Origin of the sequence: Acinetobacter gerneri DSM 14967 = CIP 107464 = MTCC 9824, assembly GCF_000368565.1 — a bacterium.
In the GTDB taxonomy this organism is placed as follows: Bacteria; Pseudomonadota; Gammaproteobacteria; order Pseudomonadales; family Moraxellaceae; genus Acinetobacter; species Acinetobacter gerneri.
In genome coordinates this window covers 321,664-339,872 of sequence record NZ_KB849542.1, presented here as the reverse complement: position 1 = coordinate 339,872, position 18,209 = coordinate 321,664, and the positions used below count along the sequence as shown (strand labels likewise).

The following is an 18,209-nucleotide window of genomic DNA, read 5'->3' as shown; positions in this document are numbered from 1 at the left end:
AAGGGAATAATAATGTAAAGGAAAGTGAATATGTTAATAGAAATTGGTCAATACCTTAACAAACGCTTACAAGAGCTTGGAATCAAACATATTTTTGGTGTGCCGGGTGATTTTAACTTATCTTATTTAGAACAGATTGAAGAAGAGAAACAACTTGATTTTGTTGGAAATTGCAACGAACTCAATGCTGCTTACGCTGCCGATGGCTATGCACGAATCAACGGTTTTTCTGCGCTTGCAACCACATATGGTGTAGGGGATTTAAGCGCAATCAACGGGATCGCAGGTGCTTATACTGAAAATGTTGCAGTAGTACATATCTCAGGGATTCCGCCTTTGCATGCAGTAAAAAATGGTGCACTTTTACACCATACATTGGTCGATGGTAATTATGACAATATCATGAACTGTATGAAGGAGTTTACTGTAGCGCAGACACGTTTAACGCCTGCAAATGCAGCGAAAGAAATCGATCGTGTATTGCAACAATGTTTTATCGAAAAACGTCCAGTGCATATCCAACTTCCATCAGATATTACTCATGTCAAAATACAAGTAGAAGATCAGCCTCTAAATTTTGTTATGCCGAAAAGTGATCCGGAATTACTTGAAAATGCAATCGAAACGCTATCGACAGCGATTATACAAGCAAAAAGCCCTGTGCTTTTGATTGACAATGAAGCGCAAATTTTCCAAGTGACCAAGCTGGTGGAAAAATTAGCCAATCAATATGCGATTCCTTATGTATGTTTAAGCACAGCTAAAAATATCGTTGATGAGTCATCACCGTTATTCGCAGGGGTATATGTAGGTGCTGCAAGTCAGCCAACAGTACGTCAATTGGTGGAAAATTCAGATTGTTTGATTGCGATTGGTGCGCGCTTTACCGATGTGGGTTCAGGCTATTTTAGTCATCAAATTAATCCCAAAACTTTTGTCGATATTAAGCAATATGATTTAAATATTTTTGGGCAAAACTTCCCAGCAATTGAATTGTCAGAATTATTAACTTCACTCTGCCAAGCTCTACCTACTCGAAAAGTGCTAAAACCAGTATTAGAGGCAACCCCTTTCACACCACAAAGCACTCAAGGTTCACGAAAACTTTCACATGATATTTTGTGGAAATATATCGGTGCATTTTTAAAAGAAGATGATGTGATTATCGGCGAAGTAGGCACTTCAAATTCTGCTTTATCAGGCATCAGATTGCCTAAAACAGCAAAATATATCGCGCAGCCGATCTGGGGTTCGATTGGTTATACCTTGCCAGCTTTGTTAGGCGCGATGAAAGCAGCACCAAAACGCCGTCATGTTTTGTTTATTGGTGATGGTTCAATACAACTTACAATGCAAGAGCTTTCAACTATTATTCGTCATGATCTTAAACCAATTATTTTTGTGTTGAATAATGGCGGCTATACCATTGAGCGTTTGATCTTGGGCGAAAAGGCGGCTTATAACGATATCCAAAACTGGAAATATACCGAAATGGTTCATGTATTTAATGGTCAAAATACCTATGAAACATTCAAAGTTGAAACCGCAGCAGAGCTTGAGCAAACCTTAGAAAAAATCAATGATCATCAGCATTTATCGTTTATTGAACTGAAACTTCCTGCGATGGATGCGCCACTTAGCCTACAAAAATTTGCCGATGTCGTGGCTCGTTATGATTATGGCGATCATGCTTACCAAAAACTAAAAATGCCTGAACAGTACGTGAAATGTCAGGATGCTATTTCGTTTTGACGCTAAGAGGGAATGTAGTGGCATAGCTACATTTCCTCTTCTTTTTTATTTTCCAATTCAAGTTATTTCTAAGATGTGATCGTAATAAAACTCTGATCTTTAATGCATGGGCAGTTAAAGATCATTTCTTCTAAAAAAGTTGTCACGGATACGACAACACAGGAGTTAATATGGAAATTCAGGAAAAAAATACCCTAAAAAAGGAGCTTTCCAATCGTCATATTCAATTGATTGCACTGGGTGGTGCAATCGGAACGGGCTTATTTCTCGGACTTTCTCAAACCATTAAGCTGGCTGGACCTTCAGTATTATTAGGTTATGCATTGGCGGGCGTGATCGCATTTTTGATCATGCGACAACTTGGTGAGATGGTGGTTCATGAGCCAGTGAGTGGTTCGTTTAGTTATTTTGCCAATAAATATCTCGGTAAAATCGCAGGCTTTATGTCTGGTTGGAATTATTGGGTGCTGTATGTTTTGGTCAGTATGGCTGAGCTTTCTGCGATTGGAACATTTGTGCAGTTTTGGTGGCCCGAGATTCCAACGTGGCTCACGGCACTTTTCTTTTTTATTTTGATTAATGGTATTAACCTGATCAATGTGAAATTTTTCGGTGAATCCGAATTTTTATTTTCAATGATTAAAATCGTAGCGATTTTGAGCATGATTGGCTTTGGTGCTTATCTGTTATTGAGTGGCAATGCTGGTCCACAAGCAAGTGTGAGCAATCTTTGGCAATTCGGTGGATTTTTTCCAAATGGCGCACATGGTTTTATTATGGCGATGGCTGTGATTATGTTTGCTTTTGGTGGTCTTGAGCTGATCGGTATCACGGCTGCGGAAACCAAAAATCCGCAAAAAACCATTCCTAAAGCAGTCAATCAAATCGTATATCGCGTGCTGATTTTTTATGTAGGTGCGATCGGGATTTTATTGTGTTTATATCCTTGGAATCAGGTTGCGCAAGGTGGCAGTCCATTTGTATTGATTTTCCAATCTTTAAATAGTGGCGGTGTGGCAAATGTTTTAAATTTTGTAGTATTGATCGCGGCGATTTCCGTCTATAACAGCTGTATTTACTGTAATACACGGATGTTGCATGGTTTGGCAGAACAGGGTAATGCGCCTAAATTTTTGAAAAAAGTCAATAAACGTGGGATTCCAGTCAATGCTGTTCTATTGTCATCTGCGGTGACGGCACTTTGTGTTTTGATCAACTACATTATGCCGAGTAAAGCTTTTGAACTTTTGATGATGTTGGTGGTATCAGCTTTGGTGATTAACTGGTTAATGATTTCGATTACACATTTAAAATTTAGAAAAGTCATGTTAAGTACAGGTGAGCAGACGTCATTTAAGAGTCTGTTTGCACCGTGGTCAAATTATCTAACGATTGGTTTTGTATTCTTTATTTTGATTGTGATGAGTTTCACGCCAGATATGCGTATTGCTGTGGTGATGATCCCTGTGTGGTTGGTGTTCTTGGGTGTGATGTATATGGCGAAATATCGCAAGAAAGCCCCAATCATGCCTGAGGTGGGTATCTCTCGCTAATTTAAAACTATAGCCATGATTCTTGCAGTAATTTCGTGGTACTGATCACAAAAGATGTGATGATGATCAGAACCATGGAAATACTGCTACAGATGAAAATGATTTTTTGATAATAATGTTTACAGTTTTGCATCAAGGGTAGATGATAGCTGTGATACATAGAACGCAGAGTTTGTAATATAAGTATCACAAATGAAACAATCGCAACACTGCAAATGAAACTCTGCAATATCGAAATATTCGGTAATTGCCCTATTAAAATGTAAATAAAAAAGCTGCTCATACTAATAAGTAGGCTAATCGTACTGGTCGAAGCAACCATTCTTAAATAAATTTCATGCCATTCTTTGGTGGTTAAAATGGGGTTGGTGTATTGGCGCATTTTTTCGCTCTCATTATGTTTTTTCTATTTTAGCTTGAAAATAAAGGTCATGCAGCCCAAGTACGACATTATTTGTCGTTTATGTTGCATGAAAAAATTCGAAATATTTATGACAATAAAATGAAATATTACAAATAATCTGTGTCTAATCTACGCATTATAAAATCTTGAAATGATAAATTACATATTGATTTTAAATGAAAATTATATAAATCAATAATAAAACTCAATAAATCATGAAAGCGTAATAATTCTGTCACTTATTTGTCATATTTTAAAATCAAAATGCAGTTATCCGAAAAGCACTCTACATTGAACGTCGAGTACTTGATAATTGAATCTACATTAAGAGAGAAAACAATGCGCTTTAATCACATTGCAATTGCTTTAGCAGTTTCAGCTGTAGCGACTACTGCAGCAAACGCAGCACGCGATACGATTCAAATTGCTGGTTCATCAACTGTTCTTCCATATGCGAGTGTTGTTGCAGAAGAATTCCGCAACACTTTCCCACAATTCAAAGCACCTGTTGTAGGTTCTGGTGGTAGTTCTGCTGGTCTAAAACAGTTCTGTGCTGGCGTTGGTGACAACACGATTGATATCGCAAACGCATCACGTAAAATTAAAGATACGGAAATCGCAGCTTGTAAAAAAGCAGGCGTAAATAAAATCCAAGAAATTAAAATCGGTTATGACGGCATCGTCTTTGCATCTAACATCAGCAAAGCCGCTTATAAATTGCGTCCACAACATGTATTTGCTGCTCTAGCTGCTGAGTTACCTTCAAATGGTAAATTGATTCCAAACCCATATACACGTTGGAACCAAATTGACAAGAGCCTTCCAAATGAACCAATCACTTTAGTGATTCCTGCGGCAAACCACGGTACTCGTGAAGTTTTCCAAGAGAAAATGGTTGATTCAGGTTGTGAAGCTTACGACTACTTTAAAAAGTTAGACAAAGATGCTCAAAAGAAAGCATGTTCTAGCTTCCGTAAAGATGGTCGTGTTATCGAAATCGCGGGTGACTATACTGAAACACTGGCACGCTTGAAAACTCAACCGAGTGCTGTAGGTGTATTTGGTTTAGGTTTCTATGATCAAAACCGTGACAAATTACGTGTTGCGACTGTAAATGGTGTAGCACCTTCTGAGAAAACTGTATTGAATGGTTCTTATCCTGTATCACGTCCGTTATTCTTCTACGTGAAAGGCGAGCATATCAAGTCAGTTCGTGGTTTATCTGAATACACAGAATTCTTCTTGAACAAGAAAATCTCTGGTAAAGGTTCTAAACTTGAGAAAGCAGGTTTAATCTCATTATCAGATGCTGAACGTGCAAAAGTTCTTGCGGCATTTAAAGCTGGCAAATCTTTGTAATAAAGCAAAAGCGAAGCTGATGGTGGGATGACTGCCATCGGCTTTTTGTGCTAATAAAAAGTTTTTTCAAAGAATGAAAATTGGAAAAACAGTGGAGAATACATGAATCTGCTACTTATTGGCGTGTTATTGGCACTTGTGGCAATCGCGTATCAAATTGGGCTACGTCGTAGTCGTAACCTAGCAGGTAAGGGGAACAATTCAGCTACCCTCCATTCCCGTCCAGGTTATTATGGAGCCTTAGTGGCGCTTTGGTGTGGGATCCCTGCGTTTTTAATTTTGATGGTTTGGAATATTGTAGAACCAAACATTCTGCAACACATTGTACTTAATAGTATACCTACAAATGTCGCATCTGGTTTGGATGAGGCAGGGGTGCAAGTGCTGATGGATCGAGTGAAAGCGATCGCATCAGGTTTTGGTGTTTCTGATCATCCAGCGGCTTATGAAGCGATTGCAGCTGAGCAATATAAGAAATTTCAAACAGTTGGCTCTTTTGCAAAATTTGCGGTGGTGGTCTGTGCTGCTTTACTTGGTTTGGTTTTTGCGAAAAAACAAATTAGTCAAAAATATCGTGCACGTAACCAAGTTGAAAAAGCCATCAATGTTGGATTGGCATTGTGTTCTGGGGTTGCGATTTTAACGACTGTTGGCATCGTAATGTCAATGTTCAGTGAAGCGATGCATTTCTTTAAGTTTGTCAATCCAATTGATTTCTTCTTTGGCACAATGTGGGATCCTGGTTTTAGTACTTCAGGCGGTGCTGAAGGTAGCTATGGTTTATTACCACTGCTTTGGGGAACATTGATGGTGTCAGGTATTGCACTTTTAGTATCTGTACCTGTGGGTTTGATGATCGCAATTTATCTAGCAGAATATGCTTCCCCAGCACTTCGTTCTTGGGCTAAACCAACCATCGAAATCTTGGCTGGTATCCCAACGATTGTTTACGGTGTATTTGCTTTGATGGTGATCGGTCCTGTATTTAAGATGCTCGGAGAAATGGTGGGCATCAACATCAACGCAACCAGTGCTTTAACAGCAGGTTTCGTGATGGGGATTATGATCATTCCATTTGTATCATCTCTTTCAGATGACATCATTACCCAAGTACCACGTTCACTTCGTGATGGTTCTTTAGGTCTTGGTGCAACAAAATCAGAAACGATTCGTCAAGTGGTGATTCCTGCAGCTTTACCGGGAATTATCGGTGCATTCTTGCTTGCAGCTTCTCGAGCGATTGGTGAGACCATGATCGTGGTACTTGCAGCAGGGAATAGCCCATTACTGCATATCAACCCACTTGAAGCGGTATCGACTGTAACCGTAACGATTGTCAATCAATTAACTGGCGATACAGACTTTGCCAGCCCGCAAGCGTTGGTGGCATTTGCACTTGGTTTGACATTGTTTGTGATTACTTTGGGTCTAAATATCGTAGCACTTTATATCGTGCGCAAATATCGTGAGCAATACGAATGAGTACATCAAATACATCTCCAGTGGATCAAAATGTATTTGATCCTCGTCAAGCTGCAGAGCTTCGCGAAAAACGTAAATCTCAAATTGAAAAGTCACTTTCAAAACGTCATCGTAAAGAGAAAACATTTAAATTTTTTGGATTCTCTGCTGTTGTTGTCGGTTTAGCGTTTGTAGCCTTACTTTTTGGTAGTATTTTATACAAAGGTGTGCCAGCTTTTTGGCAAGCTAGTATGACTATACCTGTATATTTTGATCCAACAGTAATCGATGCAGGTCCTAAACCAGTCAAAGCACAAAATGAATCTCCAGCTCAGTACCAAGAACGCTATATCGCGTGGCAAGGCAAAATGGGCATGGTGGATTGGGATGCTTTGATTCAAAATGGTATGATTGCTAAAGATCCAGCATTGGCATCAAAACGTGATGATTTAAGTAGTATTTATACTAGCTCAGAATCATATCGCCTACGTGATATGGTGTTTAAAGATCCGAGTCTGATCGGCAAAAAAGTTGAAATCAAATTTTTAGCTGATGCAAATGTGGATGTTTGGTTGGCTGGAAATATCGACCGTACTTTGCCAGATGAGCAACAACAGCTTAGTCCTGAAGTTCGCAAAATTGCTGATCAAATGACGGCTGATGGTGTTATCGATCGTACCTTCAATTTCCAAATTTTCACCAATCCAGACTCTCGTAGCTCACCAGCAACAGCAGGTTTAGCGGGTGCATTTATGGGATCATTATTTATGATGCTGATTGTGATCATCATCTCGATTCCTGTTGGTGTTGCAAGTGCTGTCTACCTTGAAGAATTTGCGAAAAAGAATTGGATTACCGATGTAGTCGAAGTCAACATCAATAACCTTGCTGCTGTTCCATCGATTGTATTCGGCTTACTCGGTGCTGCTATTTTTATCGGTTGGTTGCATTTACCTATATCCGCTCCACTTGTCGGTGGTTTAGTTCTCAGCTTGATGACTTTACCTACAGTGATTATTACTACACGTGCTGCTCTGAAAGCTGTACCGCCATCTATTCGTCAAGCGGCACTAGGGCTTGGTGCATCACGTATTCAAACCGTATTTCATCATGTTTTACCGCTCGCATTGCCGGGTATTTTAACCGGCGCAATTATCGGTGTTGCGCAGGCGCTCGGTGAAACAGCTCCATTACTCTTGATTGGTATGAGTGCCTTCGTTGCAAGTGTGCCGATGACACCATTAGATCAATCAACTGCTTTACCTGTGCAAGTGTTCTTGTGGCAAGGCAATGAGCTACGTAACTTCTTTGAAGGACGCACTGCCGCAGCGATCATCGTGCTCTTAGCTTTGATGATTGGACTAAATAGTTTGGCTATTTGGTTACGTAAGAAATTCGAAGTACGTTGGTAATCGAGGATAAAATATGAGTACTATAGAAATTACAAATTCCTTAGAAAAGGATAAATCAGTGAACCAAGATCAAACACAATTTACTTCAGATACTGAACGCAAACAGCAAAGCACATCGTTCGTTTCACAATTTGAAACTAACGCATCTGAAAAGAAAGAACAAAATTCGACTGTTAAAATTAGTGCTGAAGATGTTCATGTTTATTATGGTGATGCTGAAGCGATCAAGGGTATTGATTTAAAAGTATATGAAAATGAAGTCATTGCTTTTATCGGACCATCTGGTTGTGGTAAATCAACATTTTTACGTACTTTAAATCGTATGAATGACACCATTGATAGCTGTCGTGTAACAGGTAAAGTAACTTTGGATAACCAAGATATCTATGATCCAAACTTAGATGTGGTGTTACTCCGTGCGCAAGTGGGTATGGTATTCCAAAAGCCAAACCCATTTCCAAAGTCTATTTTTGATAATGTTGCTTATGGTCCAAAATTGCATGGCTTGGCTCGTGACAAATACGATCTTGAAGAAATCGTTGAAAATAGTTTGCGTAAAGCAGGACTATGGGATGAAGTTAAAGATCGTTTAAACCAGCCGGGTACAGGTTTATCAGGTGGTCAGCAGCAACGTTTGTGTATCGCACGTACGATTGCGGTAAGCCCTGAAGTTATTTTGATGGATGAGCCATGTTCAGCACTTGATCCGATTGCTACTGCAAAAGTTGAAGAATTGATTTCAGAGCTTTCAACTCAGTATACGATTGCAATCGTAACTCACTCAATGCAACAAGCGGCACGTGTATCAGATCGTACTGCTTATTTCCATCTAGGTGATTTGATCGAAGTGAACTCGACTGAAAAAGTCTTTACACAGCCTGATCATCAACTTACCGAAGCTTATATTACGGGTCGTTTCGGTTAATGATTCGATTCATCATTTAGCAATCGCGATAAATAAGAGCCGTAATCATTTACGGCTTTTTCATTTTTCATTTTTCATTTTTATAAATGCTATGACTCAGTACAATATTTATGATGATTTTTTAAATAAATTGGCTTTTTAGCTCTTCATCGGCTTTATAAAGTATGTGTTGATCTGTTTTTTTAAATGAGATAGTTGTTGTGCTACTTACTTTAATAAAAGCCTTTTGTGGTATAGGGTTATTTTACTTATATGGTTATTTATAGATTTTAATGATAAATGACCGTGAGTTAAATCTTACTAATTATATTTGCTTTTTTAAATAATAATTATAAATCAACAATTTAAGTTGTTTTTTAGAAGTGTTTTTAATTTTTAATTTTGGTTTGATTTTGTATTAATACTTAATTTTTCAAAAACCGTATTGAAATTTGCGCCTGAAACCCACATGTTATATCAAAACGTATTGATCTCATGAGAATCGAATTTTATGTTATTTCATTTACCTAAATTACCAGCAGAAATACGTGTGAGTCATCTCAATGCACGTGTCAATGAACAACGAAAAAAAATTGCTCAGACAACTGCTTCAAAATTCGAACTTTTACAACTGACCCAGCAACTTGCAAAAGAGTCAAGAACGCGTAAAAAGAACAATCAAAAAATCTATGTTTTAGATTTTAAAGGTGATGTACAAGCTTCAGCTGTAGAAAATTTACGTGAAGAAATTACTTTGATTTTAGCGACTGCAAAAGCAGGCCGTGATCGTGTGGTATTACGCTTAGAAAGTCCTGGTGGTATGGTGCATGGCTATGGTTTAGCAGCAGCACAACTAGTTCGTTTGCGTGAAGCTGGATTTAATTTGACGATCTGTGTGGATAAAGTGGCTGCAAGTGGCGGTTATATGATGGCTTGTATTGCCAATGAAATCGTTTCAGCACCGTTTGCAATCGTAGGGTCAATTGGTGTGGTTGCTCAAGTGCCGAATTTTAATCGTTTACTTAAAGAGCATCACGTTGATTTTGAGCTGTATACCGCGGGTCAGTTTAAACGTACTGTGACTATGTTTGGTGAAAACACGGCTGAAGGTAAGGCAAAGTTTGAAGAAGAGTTACAACAAACGCATTCTTTATTTAAACATTTTGTGGAAAATTATCGTCCAAAACTCAATGTTGAAAAAGTTGCTACAGGCGAACATTGGTACGGTAAAGACGCGCTAAACCTCAACTTGGTCGATAAATTACAGACCTCTGATGAATATCTCTTGAGCCAATTGCTACAACATGATGTATATGTGATCCAAACTCGCCGTAAGCCAACTTTGGGTGAAAAAATTGGTTTGCAAGCTGCGCAAATGGCAGATCAGTTTGTACCGAGTTTGATGAATAAAATTGTAGATAGCTTAAGTAAAGCAAATGCAACTTTGGTACAAATGCGTGATCCTAAGCTATAAGATCATGTGTATTTAGCCATAAGAAAAACCAACTTTCGAGTTGGTTTTTTTTATATGGGTGTTTACAAAAAAAATTGCAGAAAATTTCAAAATATTTAAAAAAAATATGAATTTAATTAAAGCATGATAGTTATTGTTTCCTTGAGTGATACCTGATTTTTCTATATATTAAGTATAATTTTTAACGTGCTGATGTACATAATTTTTTATAAAGCGAGATGAAGATGGCACAATTAGTTGTGTATGCTCAACAAGATCACAAAATTATACTTAATGACAATACTAATAAAGTTCAATTAAACCAAGCTTCTATTATTCAACTTGCTGTAGGGCGTGATGATGTTGATTCAATGGTGCGAAGTGGTAATAAATTGATTATTACGCTTAAAAATGGTGAAAAAATCGTTATTGATCATTATTTTACTGATATACCAGATGAAAATCAGTTGGTTTTATCGCGTGGTAATAGCGAATATTATGAAGTTAATTTCGACTCAAAAGGTCAATTTCAAAGCTATACAGATTTGGTCACACCATCCTCAATTGAGTCGTTCCCTCAATTGTCTACACCTCAAGCTGCACCAGTAGCAGAAGAATCGACTTTTTCAAAGTCAACTTTGCTTAAGCTTGGTCTTGGTGTTTTAGCTGCCGAAGGTATTTATTTGGCTGCTTTTGATGATAATAAGAGCAGTAATAAGTCTTCAAGTGCTCCTGATATCGTAGCACCATCTTTAAAATCTGCTACCTTAAATACAGACGGTGATACAGTGACAGGTGCTGCATCTGAAGCTGGATGTATTGTATATGTAGTGGATACAGACGGTAAGGTGCTCGGCACTACTACGGCGGATGCGAGTGGTAATTATTCAGTTAAACTGAGTGAGCCTTTGACTGATGGTAATCAAGGTTTAATTTACGTACAAGATAGTGCTGGTAATAAATCGCAGCCTTCATTACTTCAAGGGTCCAAAGATACGATTGCACCAGAAGCGCCAGTGGCACAGGTGAGTGCAGATGGTACAGCAGTATCAGGTACAGCAGAATCAGGCTCTACGATTACCATTACAGATGCGAATGGCAATGTTTTGGGGACAGGTGTTGCTACAAACGGAACATACGTCATCAACTTGAAAACGCCACTTGAAAGTGGTCAAGTTGTTAAAGTGACAGCCAAAGATAAAGCTGGAAATGTATCTGAAGCAAGTGAAGCTGAACTTGGTAAAGATACGACGCCGCCGACTAAACCACTGGTTGAAGTCAATGAAGAAGGTACTAAATTAATCGGTACAGCAGAAGCCAATGCAACAGTACAGATTTTAGATAGCGAAGGTAAAGTCATTGCTACAGGAACGGTAGATGCCAATGGACAATTTAGTATTGATTTACCCACTGCTTTGACAGATAAGATTAGCAATCAAGTTGTTATTGTAGATGCTGCTGGTAATAAATCTACAGCTGTTACTATTAAAGCGGGTACTGACACTATAGCGCCTGAAAAAGCGGCTGATTTAAAGATTAATGCAGATGGCAATGAAGTTACGGGTACTGCTGAGCCGAATTCTACTGTAACGATTAAGGATAGTAGTAGCAAAGTGATCGGTTCGGCGACTGCAGATGCTGATGGTAAATTTACCGTGACACTGAGTACAGCTGTGACTGATGGTAAATATTGTTATATTACAGTTGCTGATAAATCTGGCAATGTTTCTGACAGTAACTCTATTCAAGGCAACAAAGACACTATCGCCCCAACTGTTCCTAAAGTACCAACTGTGACAGACGATGTCGGGGCTGAGAAAGGCACTATAGAGAATGGTGGAACAACTGATGATGCACGTCCTACGTTTAAAGGAACTGGTGCAGAAGCAGGAACAATCTTATCTATTTTTGATAAAGGTAATAATCTGATTGCTCAGGTGACTGTCGATACTGATAAAACTTGGACTTGGACACCATCATCTGACTTGGCACTAGGTGAACATAATTTTACGTTTGTATTGACCGATGCATCCGGTAATACCAGTCCTGAAAGTGACGTCTTAAAAATTACTATTGTTGCTCCACAACCTGAAACTCCTCCTGATGAAACAGTGCCTGAAACTGAGTCTGTACCAGATACAACGGATACTGATTTGGTTGAGCCTGCATCGATTGAACCAACTTTGGCGAAAATTGTACCTTTGAGTTTATTGGAAATTGCTACTGATCAAGCATCTGAGCCAGACGCTGAAAATACGCTAATTTATCAGGATGGTACAATTAATACTGAATTGCTATTAGAAAATACGACTTCTGGTGATTTGGCTATTGAGCAAATGATTGCTGATAATAGCTCAAATTCATCAAGCCAAACAAATAATGAGACCGCTATCCAACAATCCCAAATCGAGGCTCAAGTTTTAACACGTTCTGACTTGGATCAGTTAATACAAAGCCAGCAGGCCTTATTCTAAGTCAAGTTATTCGTGCGCATCGTAGATTAAAATAGCCCCTTCAATTTGAAGGGGCTATTTTTTAATTTTTAGTTTTATCTGATTTGTAGATCATCACTGCGGAAAATATAGCCCCAAGCGTAGCGACGAACATATCTTTATGCGCATCCCAAATATCACCTTGCTGACCATTATATTTTTCCGCTTCTTCAGGTGATAATCCGATGGCAATCCACCATTCGATCCATTCATAAAACAAACTACTTGCCATGACAAATTGCACCACTAATATGAGTAATACACCTTTGGAAAGCTGTGGCAACCATACTTGAAAAATGCGTAAAAAGAATGGTGTTAAGAGTAATCCATAACCGATATGCACGAGGCGGTCGAACATATTGCGTGACCAGCCCATCGTCTGATTGAGATCAAAGTGGAAAATAGTTTTGATCCAGTCATTATAGGGGACATAAGAATATAGATAATGTGCGGCAAGCACATGGATCATTAAAAATAAAATATATAAGGCAAATGCTTGAAAGCTTAAGCCATATTTCTTTTGCATAAAAAATAAGGCGATTAACATCAACACAGTACCCAGTTGATGTAAAAGATACGAACCCATTTCTAAGGGGTTGATGGATGCGATAACGATTTCAATCAAGAGTAATAGAAGCACGAGCCAATGCTTCGTCGTCAATTTGTGATAGATCATTTTTTTTAATTTCTAAGTTTATCGATAAGGTTAAAGGGGTGTTGCTTTTATAATGACATTTTAGTGATGATGTTGGTCAACTTTAAATTTTATTGTCATTTAGATATTTTATTTGAAAACATAAAAAAAGCGAAGTCATGACTTCGCTTTTTTAGAACATTTAAAGTTTAGATTTTAGAAATCAAATCTTTAATTTGTTTTGCTTGTTCTGCTGCATTACCTGTATAAGTTGCAGGAGTGAGTTCAGCCAAACGAGCGCGTTGTTCTGCTGGAACTTGAGATAGTTCATCACCATTTACGAAGTTCACCATCATGTCACGTGTCATTGCTTGACCGCGAGTAAGGGCTTTCAATTTTTCGTATGGTTTTTCAACGTTATAACGACGCATTACAGTTTGAATTGGTTCAGCCAAAACTTCTTGAGCATGATCCAAATCTTCTTCGATACGGTCAGCATTGAGTTCAAGTTTACCGATACCTTTTAAGCAGGCATCGAAAGCGATCAAGCTTTGCGCCAAACCAACACCCATGTTACGTAACACAGTAGAGTCAGTTAAGTCACGTTGCCAACGAGAAATAGGAAGTTTTTCACCTAAGTGAGCAAGTACCGCATTGGCAATACCCAAGTTACCTTCAGAGTTTTCGAAGTCAATTGGATTTACTTTGTGTGGCATAGTTGAAGAACCAACTTCACCTTCTTTTAAACGTTGTTTGAAGAAACCTAAAGAGATATAGCCCCAAACATCACGGTTAAAGTCGATCAAAATCGTGTTGAAACGACGTAATGCATCAAACATTTCAGCGATATAGTCGTGTGGCTCGATTTGAGTGGTATATGGGTTAAATGTTAAACCTAAAGATTCAACAAATGCTTGAGAATGTGCAGGCCAGTTGATTTCTGGATAAGCGGAATAATGTGCATTGTAGTTACCTACAGCACCATTGATTTTGCCTAAAAGTTCAACATTTTTAAATTGTTTGATTTGACGTGCCAAACGATAAGCAACGTTTGCCATTTCTTTACCCAAAGTTGTTGGGCTCGCAGTTTGACCATGAGTACGTGACAACATTGATTGGTCAGCATGTGTTTCAGCCAATGCAACGATACCATCGATGATTTTTTGCATAGATTCAACAAGCACTTCACGACCATTTTTGAGCATTAATGCGTGAGATAAGTTGTTGATGTCTTCAGATGTACATGCAAAGTGAATAAATTCACCTGAATCTTTTAATTCATTAATATGAGCAATTTTTTCTTTAAGAAAATATTCAACTGCTTTCACATCATGGTTTGTTGTGCGTTCAATTTCTTTAATGCGAAGCGCGTCTTCTTCAGAAAAATCACTGACAATTGCATCTAAAGCAGCATTTGTAGCAGTAGAGAAAGGTTTAACTTCAGTGATTTCTGGGCGGTTCGCAAGCGCTTGTAACCAACGAACTTCAACAGTCACACGAGCATGGATCAATCCAAACTCAGAGAGGTAAGGGCGAAGTGCATCGCATTTGCTAGCATAACGACCATCAAGTGGAGAAAGTGCAGTTAAAGCGCTCATAGTGATTCCTTAAACTTTGGAATTGGGGGTTAAGACGATTTAAAAAAATATCATTAACCAAAAACAAAAACTTAAAAATTCGCGACAATAGGGGCTATACCACCTGATATTGTAAGCGAGCTAAATCTTGAATATCTTGTAAAAGTTTACGTTTGCTGAACATCATATTCCAAGAACTTCCACCCAATTGACGCCATAAGTGCGCCATTTGCAGACCTGTAAATAGGCTGGCGCGGATACGATTGGTATGGGATGAGTCTTTGAATGCTTCAGCATTGCCACGAACCATGATGCGGGGATTGATCGCCCCAGCAGTTTCAACATAAGTCTGTGCAAGGTTGGCAACGATACTTGGATGAACGTAGTTATTATCGAAAAATGAGAGTTGCTTTAATATTTTTTGTTGCGATTGTTCAATGATTTGGACAAATTCTGGATTGCCGTACACTTTCTTTTCTAGCGCCAATAAAGACATTGCATAAGACATTGGCAATTTGGCATTGCTCATTTTAGGCAGTCTGGATTTTGGCGTTGTAGAAAAAGGTTGAGTAATACTGCTTTCTAAAGTTTTAAGCCCTAAGGAAATGTCTGCCAGTTGATTAAAAAAATCTAAAGTCTGACAAGAGCAACTTCCAGTAGGGCGTATATTGAGGCTGGCTTTGATGAGTTGTTCAAAATAAAAATTGCCGCTTTCACCAATACTTTGACGCCCCATCATCGCTGTCATATGCGTCAGCTGGGTTGCTTGAAATACGCCTGCTAACGCCAAAGCTCTGTTTTGGCGTTGATTCAAAGTACGAGGCTGTTGAAAGGGTAACTCAACCATGCCTAATATTCCTTTAAATAAAATCTGGTTTAGGTGCATTGGTATGGTGAATGACTCCACCACCTAAGCACATTTCATCCACATAAAAAACCACACTCTGTCCTGGAGTGACTGCACGTTGTGGTTCATCAAATTCAACACGTACTCCATTTGGAGTCGATGTATCATTATAGATTGTACACACTTGATCAGGCTGACGATAACGTGTTTTGGCAGTACATCTGAAACCTGTCTCAGGAATCACTTGTTCACCAGCTACCCAGTCGATTGCTTCTGACCATAAAACAGTGCTTTGCATAAGCGGATGTTCATGACCTTGACCGATAACCAGACGATTATTTTCAATATCTTTGTGCAATACAAACCATGCACCTTCAGATTCGCCTTTTAATCCGCCTAGCCCAATACCACCACGCTGACCGAGGGTATAGTACATTAAGCCGTGATGTTCACCAACCTCTTTTCCTGTGTCGAGCAAAATTTTTCCAGGTTGCGCTGGTAAATATTGTTTTAAGAAATCATTAAAACGGCGTTCACCAATAAAACAAATCCCAGTCGAATCTTTTTTCTTAGCAGTTGCAAGACCGAGCTCTTCAGCAATCTTACGAACTTGTGGTTTTTCAATCTCACCCACTGGAAATAGGGTTTTATTGATTTCACGGCCATGCACAGCATGTAGGAAATAAGTTTGATCTTTATTGTTGTCTAAGCCACGTAGTAAAGGTGCATATTCTTCACCTTTAGAATTAAGCAATGTTTCGCCACGACGCGCATAGTGTCCTGTTGCAATAAAATCAGCACCGAGTTTCATGGCATGATCTAAAAATGCACGGAATTTAATTTCTTTATTGCACAAAATATCAGGATTAGGTGTACGACCTGCAGCATATTCTTCTAGGAAATGCTCAAATACACGATCCCAATATTCCATAGCGAAGTTTGCAGTATGTAATTTAATACCGATTTTATCGCATACCGCTTGAGCATCGGCTAAATCTTCCATCGCCGTGCAATATTCCGTGCCATCATCTTCTTCCCAGTTTTTCATGAAAAGGCCTTCAACTTGATATCCTTGTTGAAGTAAAAGTGCAGCAGAAACAGATGAATCTACACCACCAGACATACCGACGATGACACGTTGTTGCATAAAATTAGGCATCCAATGAGGAAGTAAATGGGGAGTTTTGGTGCTCATAAACGAGCGATAAAGGATAACGTTGACCAGAGGCAGCATCTTGTACAGCTTTAATCACTAGAGGACTACGTGCACGAGCAGTTTCAATCAATTCTTCAAGCGTCATCCAAGCAGGACCGACAATACCGGTATCGAGTTTTGCTTCTGGAAAGTATTCCACGACATGCGCAGCAAATAAAAAACGATAATAAGTACGGTCAGGAAACATCGGAGGGGTATAGGTATATATCCCAATCAAAGAATCGATTTCGACTTGATGACCTGTTTCTTCCATCGTTTCACGTATCGCAGCTTGGATCAGCGTTTCATCTTTTTCAACATGACCTGCAGGTTGATTGAAAACGGTATGTGTCACACCTTCGGTATGTTCCTCAACAAACAGGAATTTTCCATTTTTTTCAACAACTGTGGCTACTGTGACGTGTGGAGTCCAAGTGGTCATAACAAGCACCTTGGTTTAAAAGCAGTATTCTACAAAATTTAGGGGAAGATGGCTATGGTGAGGGATGAATTGTTTGCTAACATTTATCCTTATATAAAACTTTAATCAAATTTAGTACAGTTTGAGCGATTGTTAGCAATTGGTTTGTATTTTAAAAAGATTAAGTGAAAGAATTACTTTTTGATTTTAAAATGGAATAATAAATAAAAAATAGCAAGGTAATAACAAATGTATGATGCAGATAAATTAAAGTTCAAATTGAAGTTGGGGTTAAGCTTAATATCTCCAGAAGATATTCAAAAATGGGCAATAGAGCAGCTCAGTGATGATTCTAATAATTTATTAGCATTAGATCTCTTTCATAAATCTAAAATATACAATCATTTATTATTTTGAAAGTTAATATAGGAAGTCCCTTCTCCCTTTGGGAGAAGGTTAGGATGAGGGTAAATTTCTAATAGAATCCTCACCCTAGCCCTCTCCTTTAAAAAGGAGAGGGAATCTCATTGTAAAATATAATTTTAATCTAAAAATTATTTAGGCGAGTTATCTATTAGAGATTTGTTTTTTATCAAATGATCAACAAGTTTTAGATTATTTTTTAAATATTAATGTTGAACATTTGAGCATAGCCTTAGATCTGAATAATAAAATTTATTATGAAATTTTAGTGGACTATGCAGAGAAACAACCAACATCTGAATATTCAAAAGACATCATCTTAT

14 protein-coding genes are annotated in these 18,209 nt (G+C 38.4%); 9 read left to right on the top strand and 5 right to left on the bottom strand.

Annotated elements, in window-relative coordinates; genetic code table 11:
- The first annotated feature begins 30 nt into the window (after nucleotides 1–30).
- The 8 genes from F960_RS07125 to F960_RS07085 all read left to right on the top strand — a co-directional run bounded on the left by F960_RS07125 (nucleotide 31) and on the right by F960_RS07085 (nucleotide 12,771).
- A complete protein-coding gene (locus F960_RS07125) occupies nucleotides 31–1,752 on the top strand; it encodes an alpha-keto acid decarboxylase family protein (RefSeq protein WP_004861431.1) in 1,722 nt (573 codons plus the stop codon).
- Nucleotides 1,753–1,922: 170 nt separating this feature from the next.
- Nucleotides 1,923–3,305, top strand: coding sequence for an amino acid permease (locus F960_RS07120; protein ID WP_004861429.1), 1,383 nt, complete (start codon nucleotides 1,923–1,925; stop codon nucleotides 3,303–3,305).
- A 742-nt stretch (nucleotides 3,306–4,047) separates the two neighbouring features.
- Nucleotides 4,048–5,067, top strand: a complete 1,020-nt coding sequence (locus tag F960_RS07110) for a substrate-binding domain-containing protein (protein ID WP_004861425.1) — start codon at nucleotides 4,048–4,050, stop codon at nucleotides 5,065–5,067.
- A gap of 102 nt (nucleotides 5,068–5,169) precedes the next feature.
- Nucleotides 5,170–6,549: a phosphate ABC transporter permease subunit PstC gene (pstC, locus tag F960_RS07105; protein ID WP_004861423.1), complete on the top strand. Its 1,380-nt coding sequence runs from the start codon at nucleotides 5,170–5,172 to the stop codon at nucleotides 6,547–6,549.
- Nucleotides 6,546–7,940: a phosphate ABC transporter permease PstA gene (pstA, locus tag F960_RS07100; RefSeq protein ID WP_004861421.1), complete on the top strand. Its 1,395-nt coding sequence runs from the start codon at nucleotides 6,546–6,548 to the stop codon at nucleotides 7,938–7,940. Before pstC ends, pstA begins: the two co-directional genes overlap by 4 nt.
- Before the next feature lie 13 nt (nucleotides 7,941–7,953).
- Nucleotides 7,954–8,865, top strand: a complete 912-nt coding sequence (gene pstB, locus F960_RS07095) for a phosphate ABC transporter ATP-binding protein PstB (protein ID WP_004861419.1) — start codon at nucleotides 7,954–7,956, stop codon at nucleotides 8,863–8,865.
- A 490-nt stretch (nucleotides 8,866–9,355) separates the two neighbouring features.
- Nucleotides 9,356–10,318, top strand: coding sequence for a protease SohB (sohB, locus tag F960_RS07090; RefSeq protein ID WP_004861418.1), 963 nt, complete (start codon nucleotides 9,356–9,358; stop codon nucleotides 10,316–10,318).
- Between the two features lie 224 nt (nucleotides 10,319–10,542).
- Nucleotides 10,543–12,771 carry an Ig-like domain-containing protein gene (locus F960_RS07085; RefSeq protein WP_004861416.1) on the top strand — a complete coding sequence of 743 codons (2,229 nt, stop codon included), beginning with the start codon at nucleotides 10,543–10,545 and terminating at the stop codon, nucleotides 12,769–12,771.
- Nucleotides 12,772–12,832: 61 nt separating this feature from the next.
- Here F960_RS07085 and F960_RS07080 read toward each other — a convergent pair whose 3' ends face one another.
- The 5 genes from F960_RS07080 to F960_RS07060 form a co-directional block, all read right to left on the bottom strand.
- Nucleotides 12,833–13,465, bottom strand: a complete 633-nt coding sequence (locus F960_RS07080) for a DUF2238 domain-containing protein (protein ID WP_004861414.1) — start codon at nucleotides 13,463–13,465, stop codon at nucleotides 12,833–12,835.
- Nucleotides 13,466–13,632: 167 nt separating this feature from the next.
- Nucleotides 13,633–15,021, bottom strand: a complete 1,389-nt coding sequence (gene purB, locus F960_RS07075) for an adenylosuccinate lyase (protein ID WP_004861412.1) — start codon at nucleotides 15,019–15,021, stop codon at nucleotides 13,633–13,635.
- A gap of 94 nt (nucleotides 15,022–15,115) precedes the next feature.
- Entirely contained in the window at nucleotides 15,116–15,847 is a 732-nt protein-coding gene (gene hflD, locus F960_RS07070; protein WP_004861409.1) for a high frequency lysogenization protein HflD, read from the bottom strand.
- 13 nt (nucleotides 15,848–15,860) lie between these two features.
- Entirely contained in the window at nucleotides 15,861–16,994 is a 1,134-nt protein-coding gene (gene mnmA, locus F960_RS07065; protein ID WP_004861406.1) for a tRNA 2-thiouridine(34) synthase MnmA, read from the bottom strand.
- A gap of 4 nt (nucleotides 16,995–16,998) precedes the next feature.
- The gene (locus tag F960_RS07060) at nucleotides 16,999–17,484 is read right to left on the bottom strand and encodes an NUDIX hydrolase (protein ID WP_004861403.1); all 486 of its coding nucleotides are present in this window, start codon (nucleotides 17,482–17,484) and stop codon (nucleotides 16,999–17,001) included.
- A 228-nt stretch (nucleotides 17,485–17,712) separates the two neighbouring features.
- On the opposite strand from F960_RS07060, the gene F960_RS22265 reads away from it, so the two are divergent.
- Nucleotides 17,713–17,880, top strand: a complete 168-nt coding sequence (locus F960_RS22265; protein ID WP_004861400.1) for a hypothetical protein — start codon at nucleotides 17,713–17,715, stop codon at nucleotides 17,878–17,880.
- Nucleotides 17,881–18,209 lie beyond the last annotated feature (329 nt).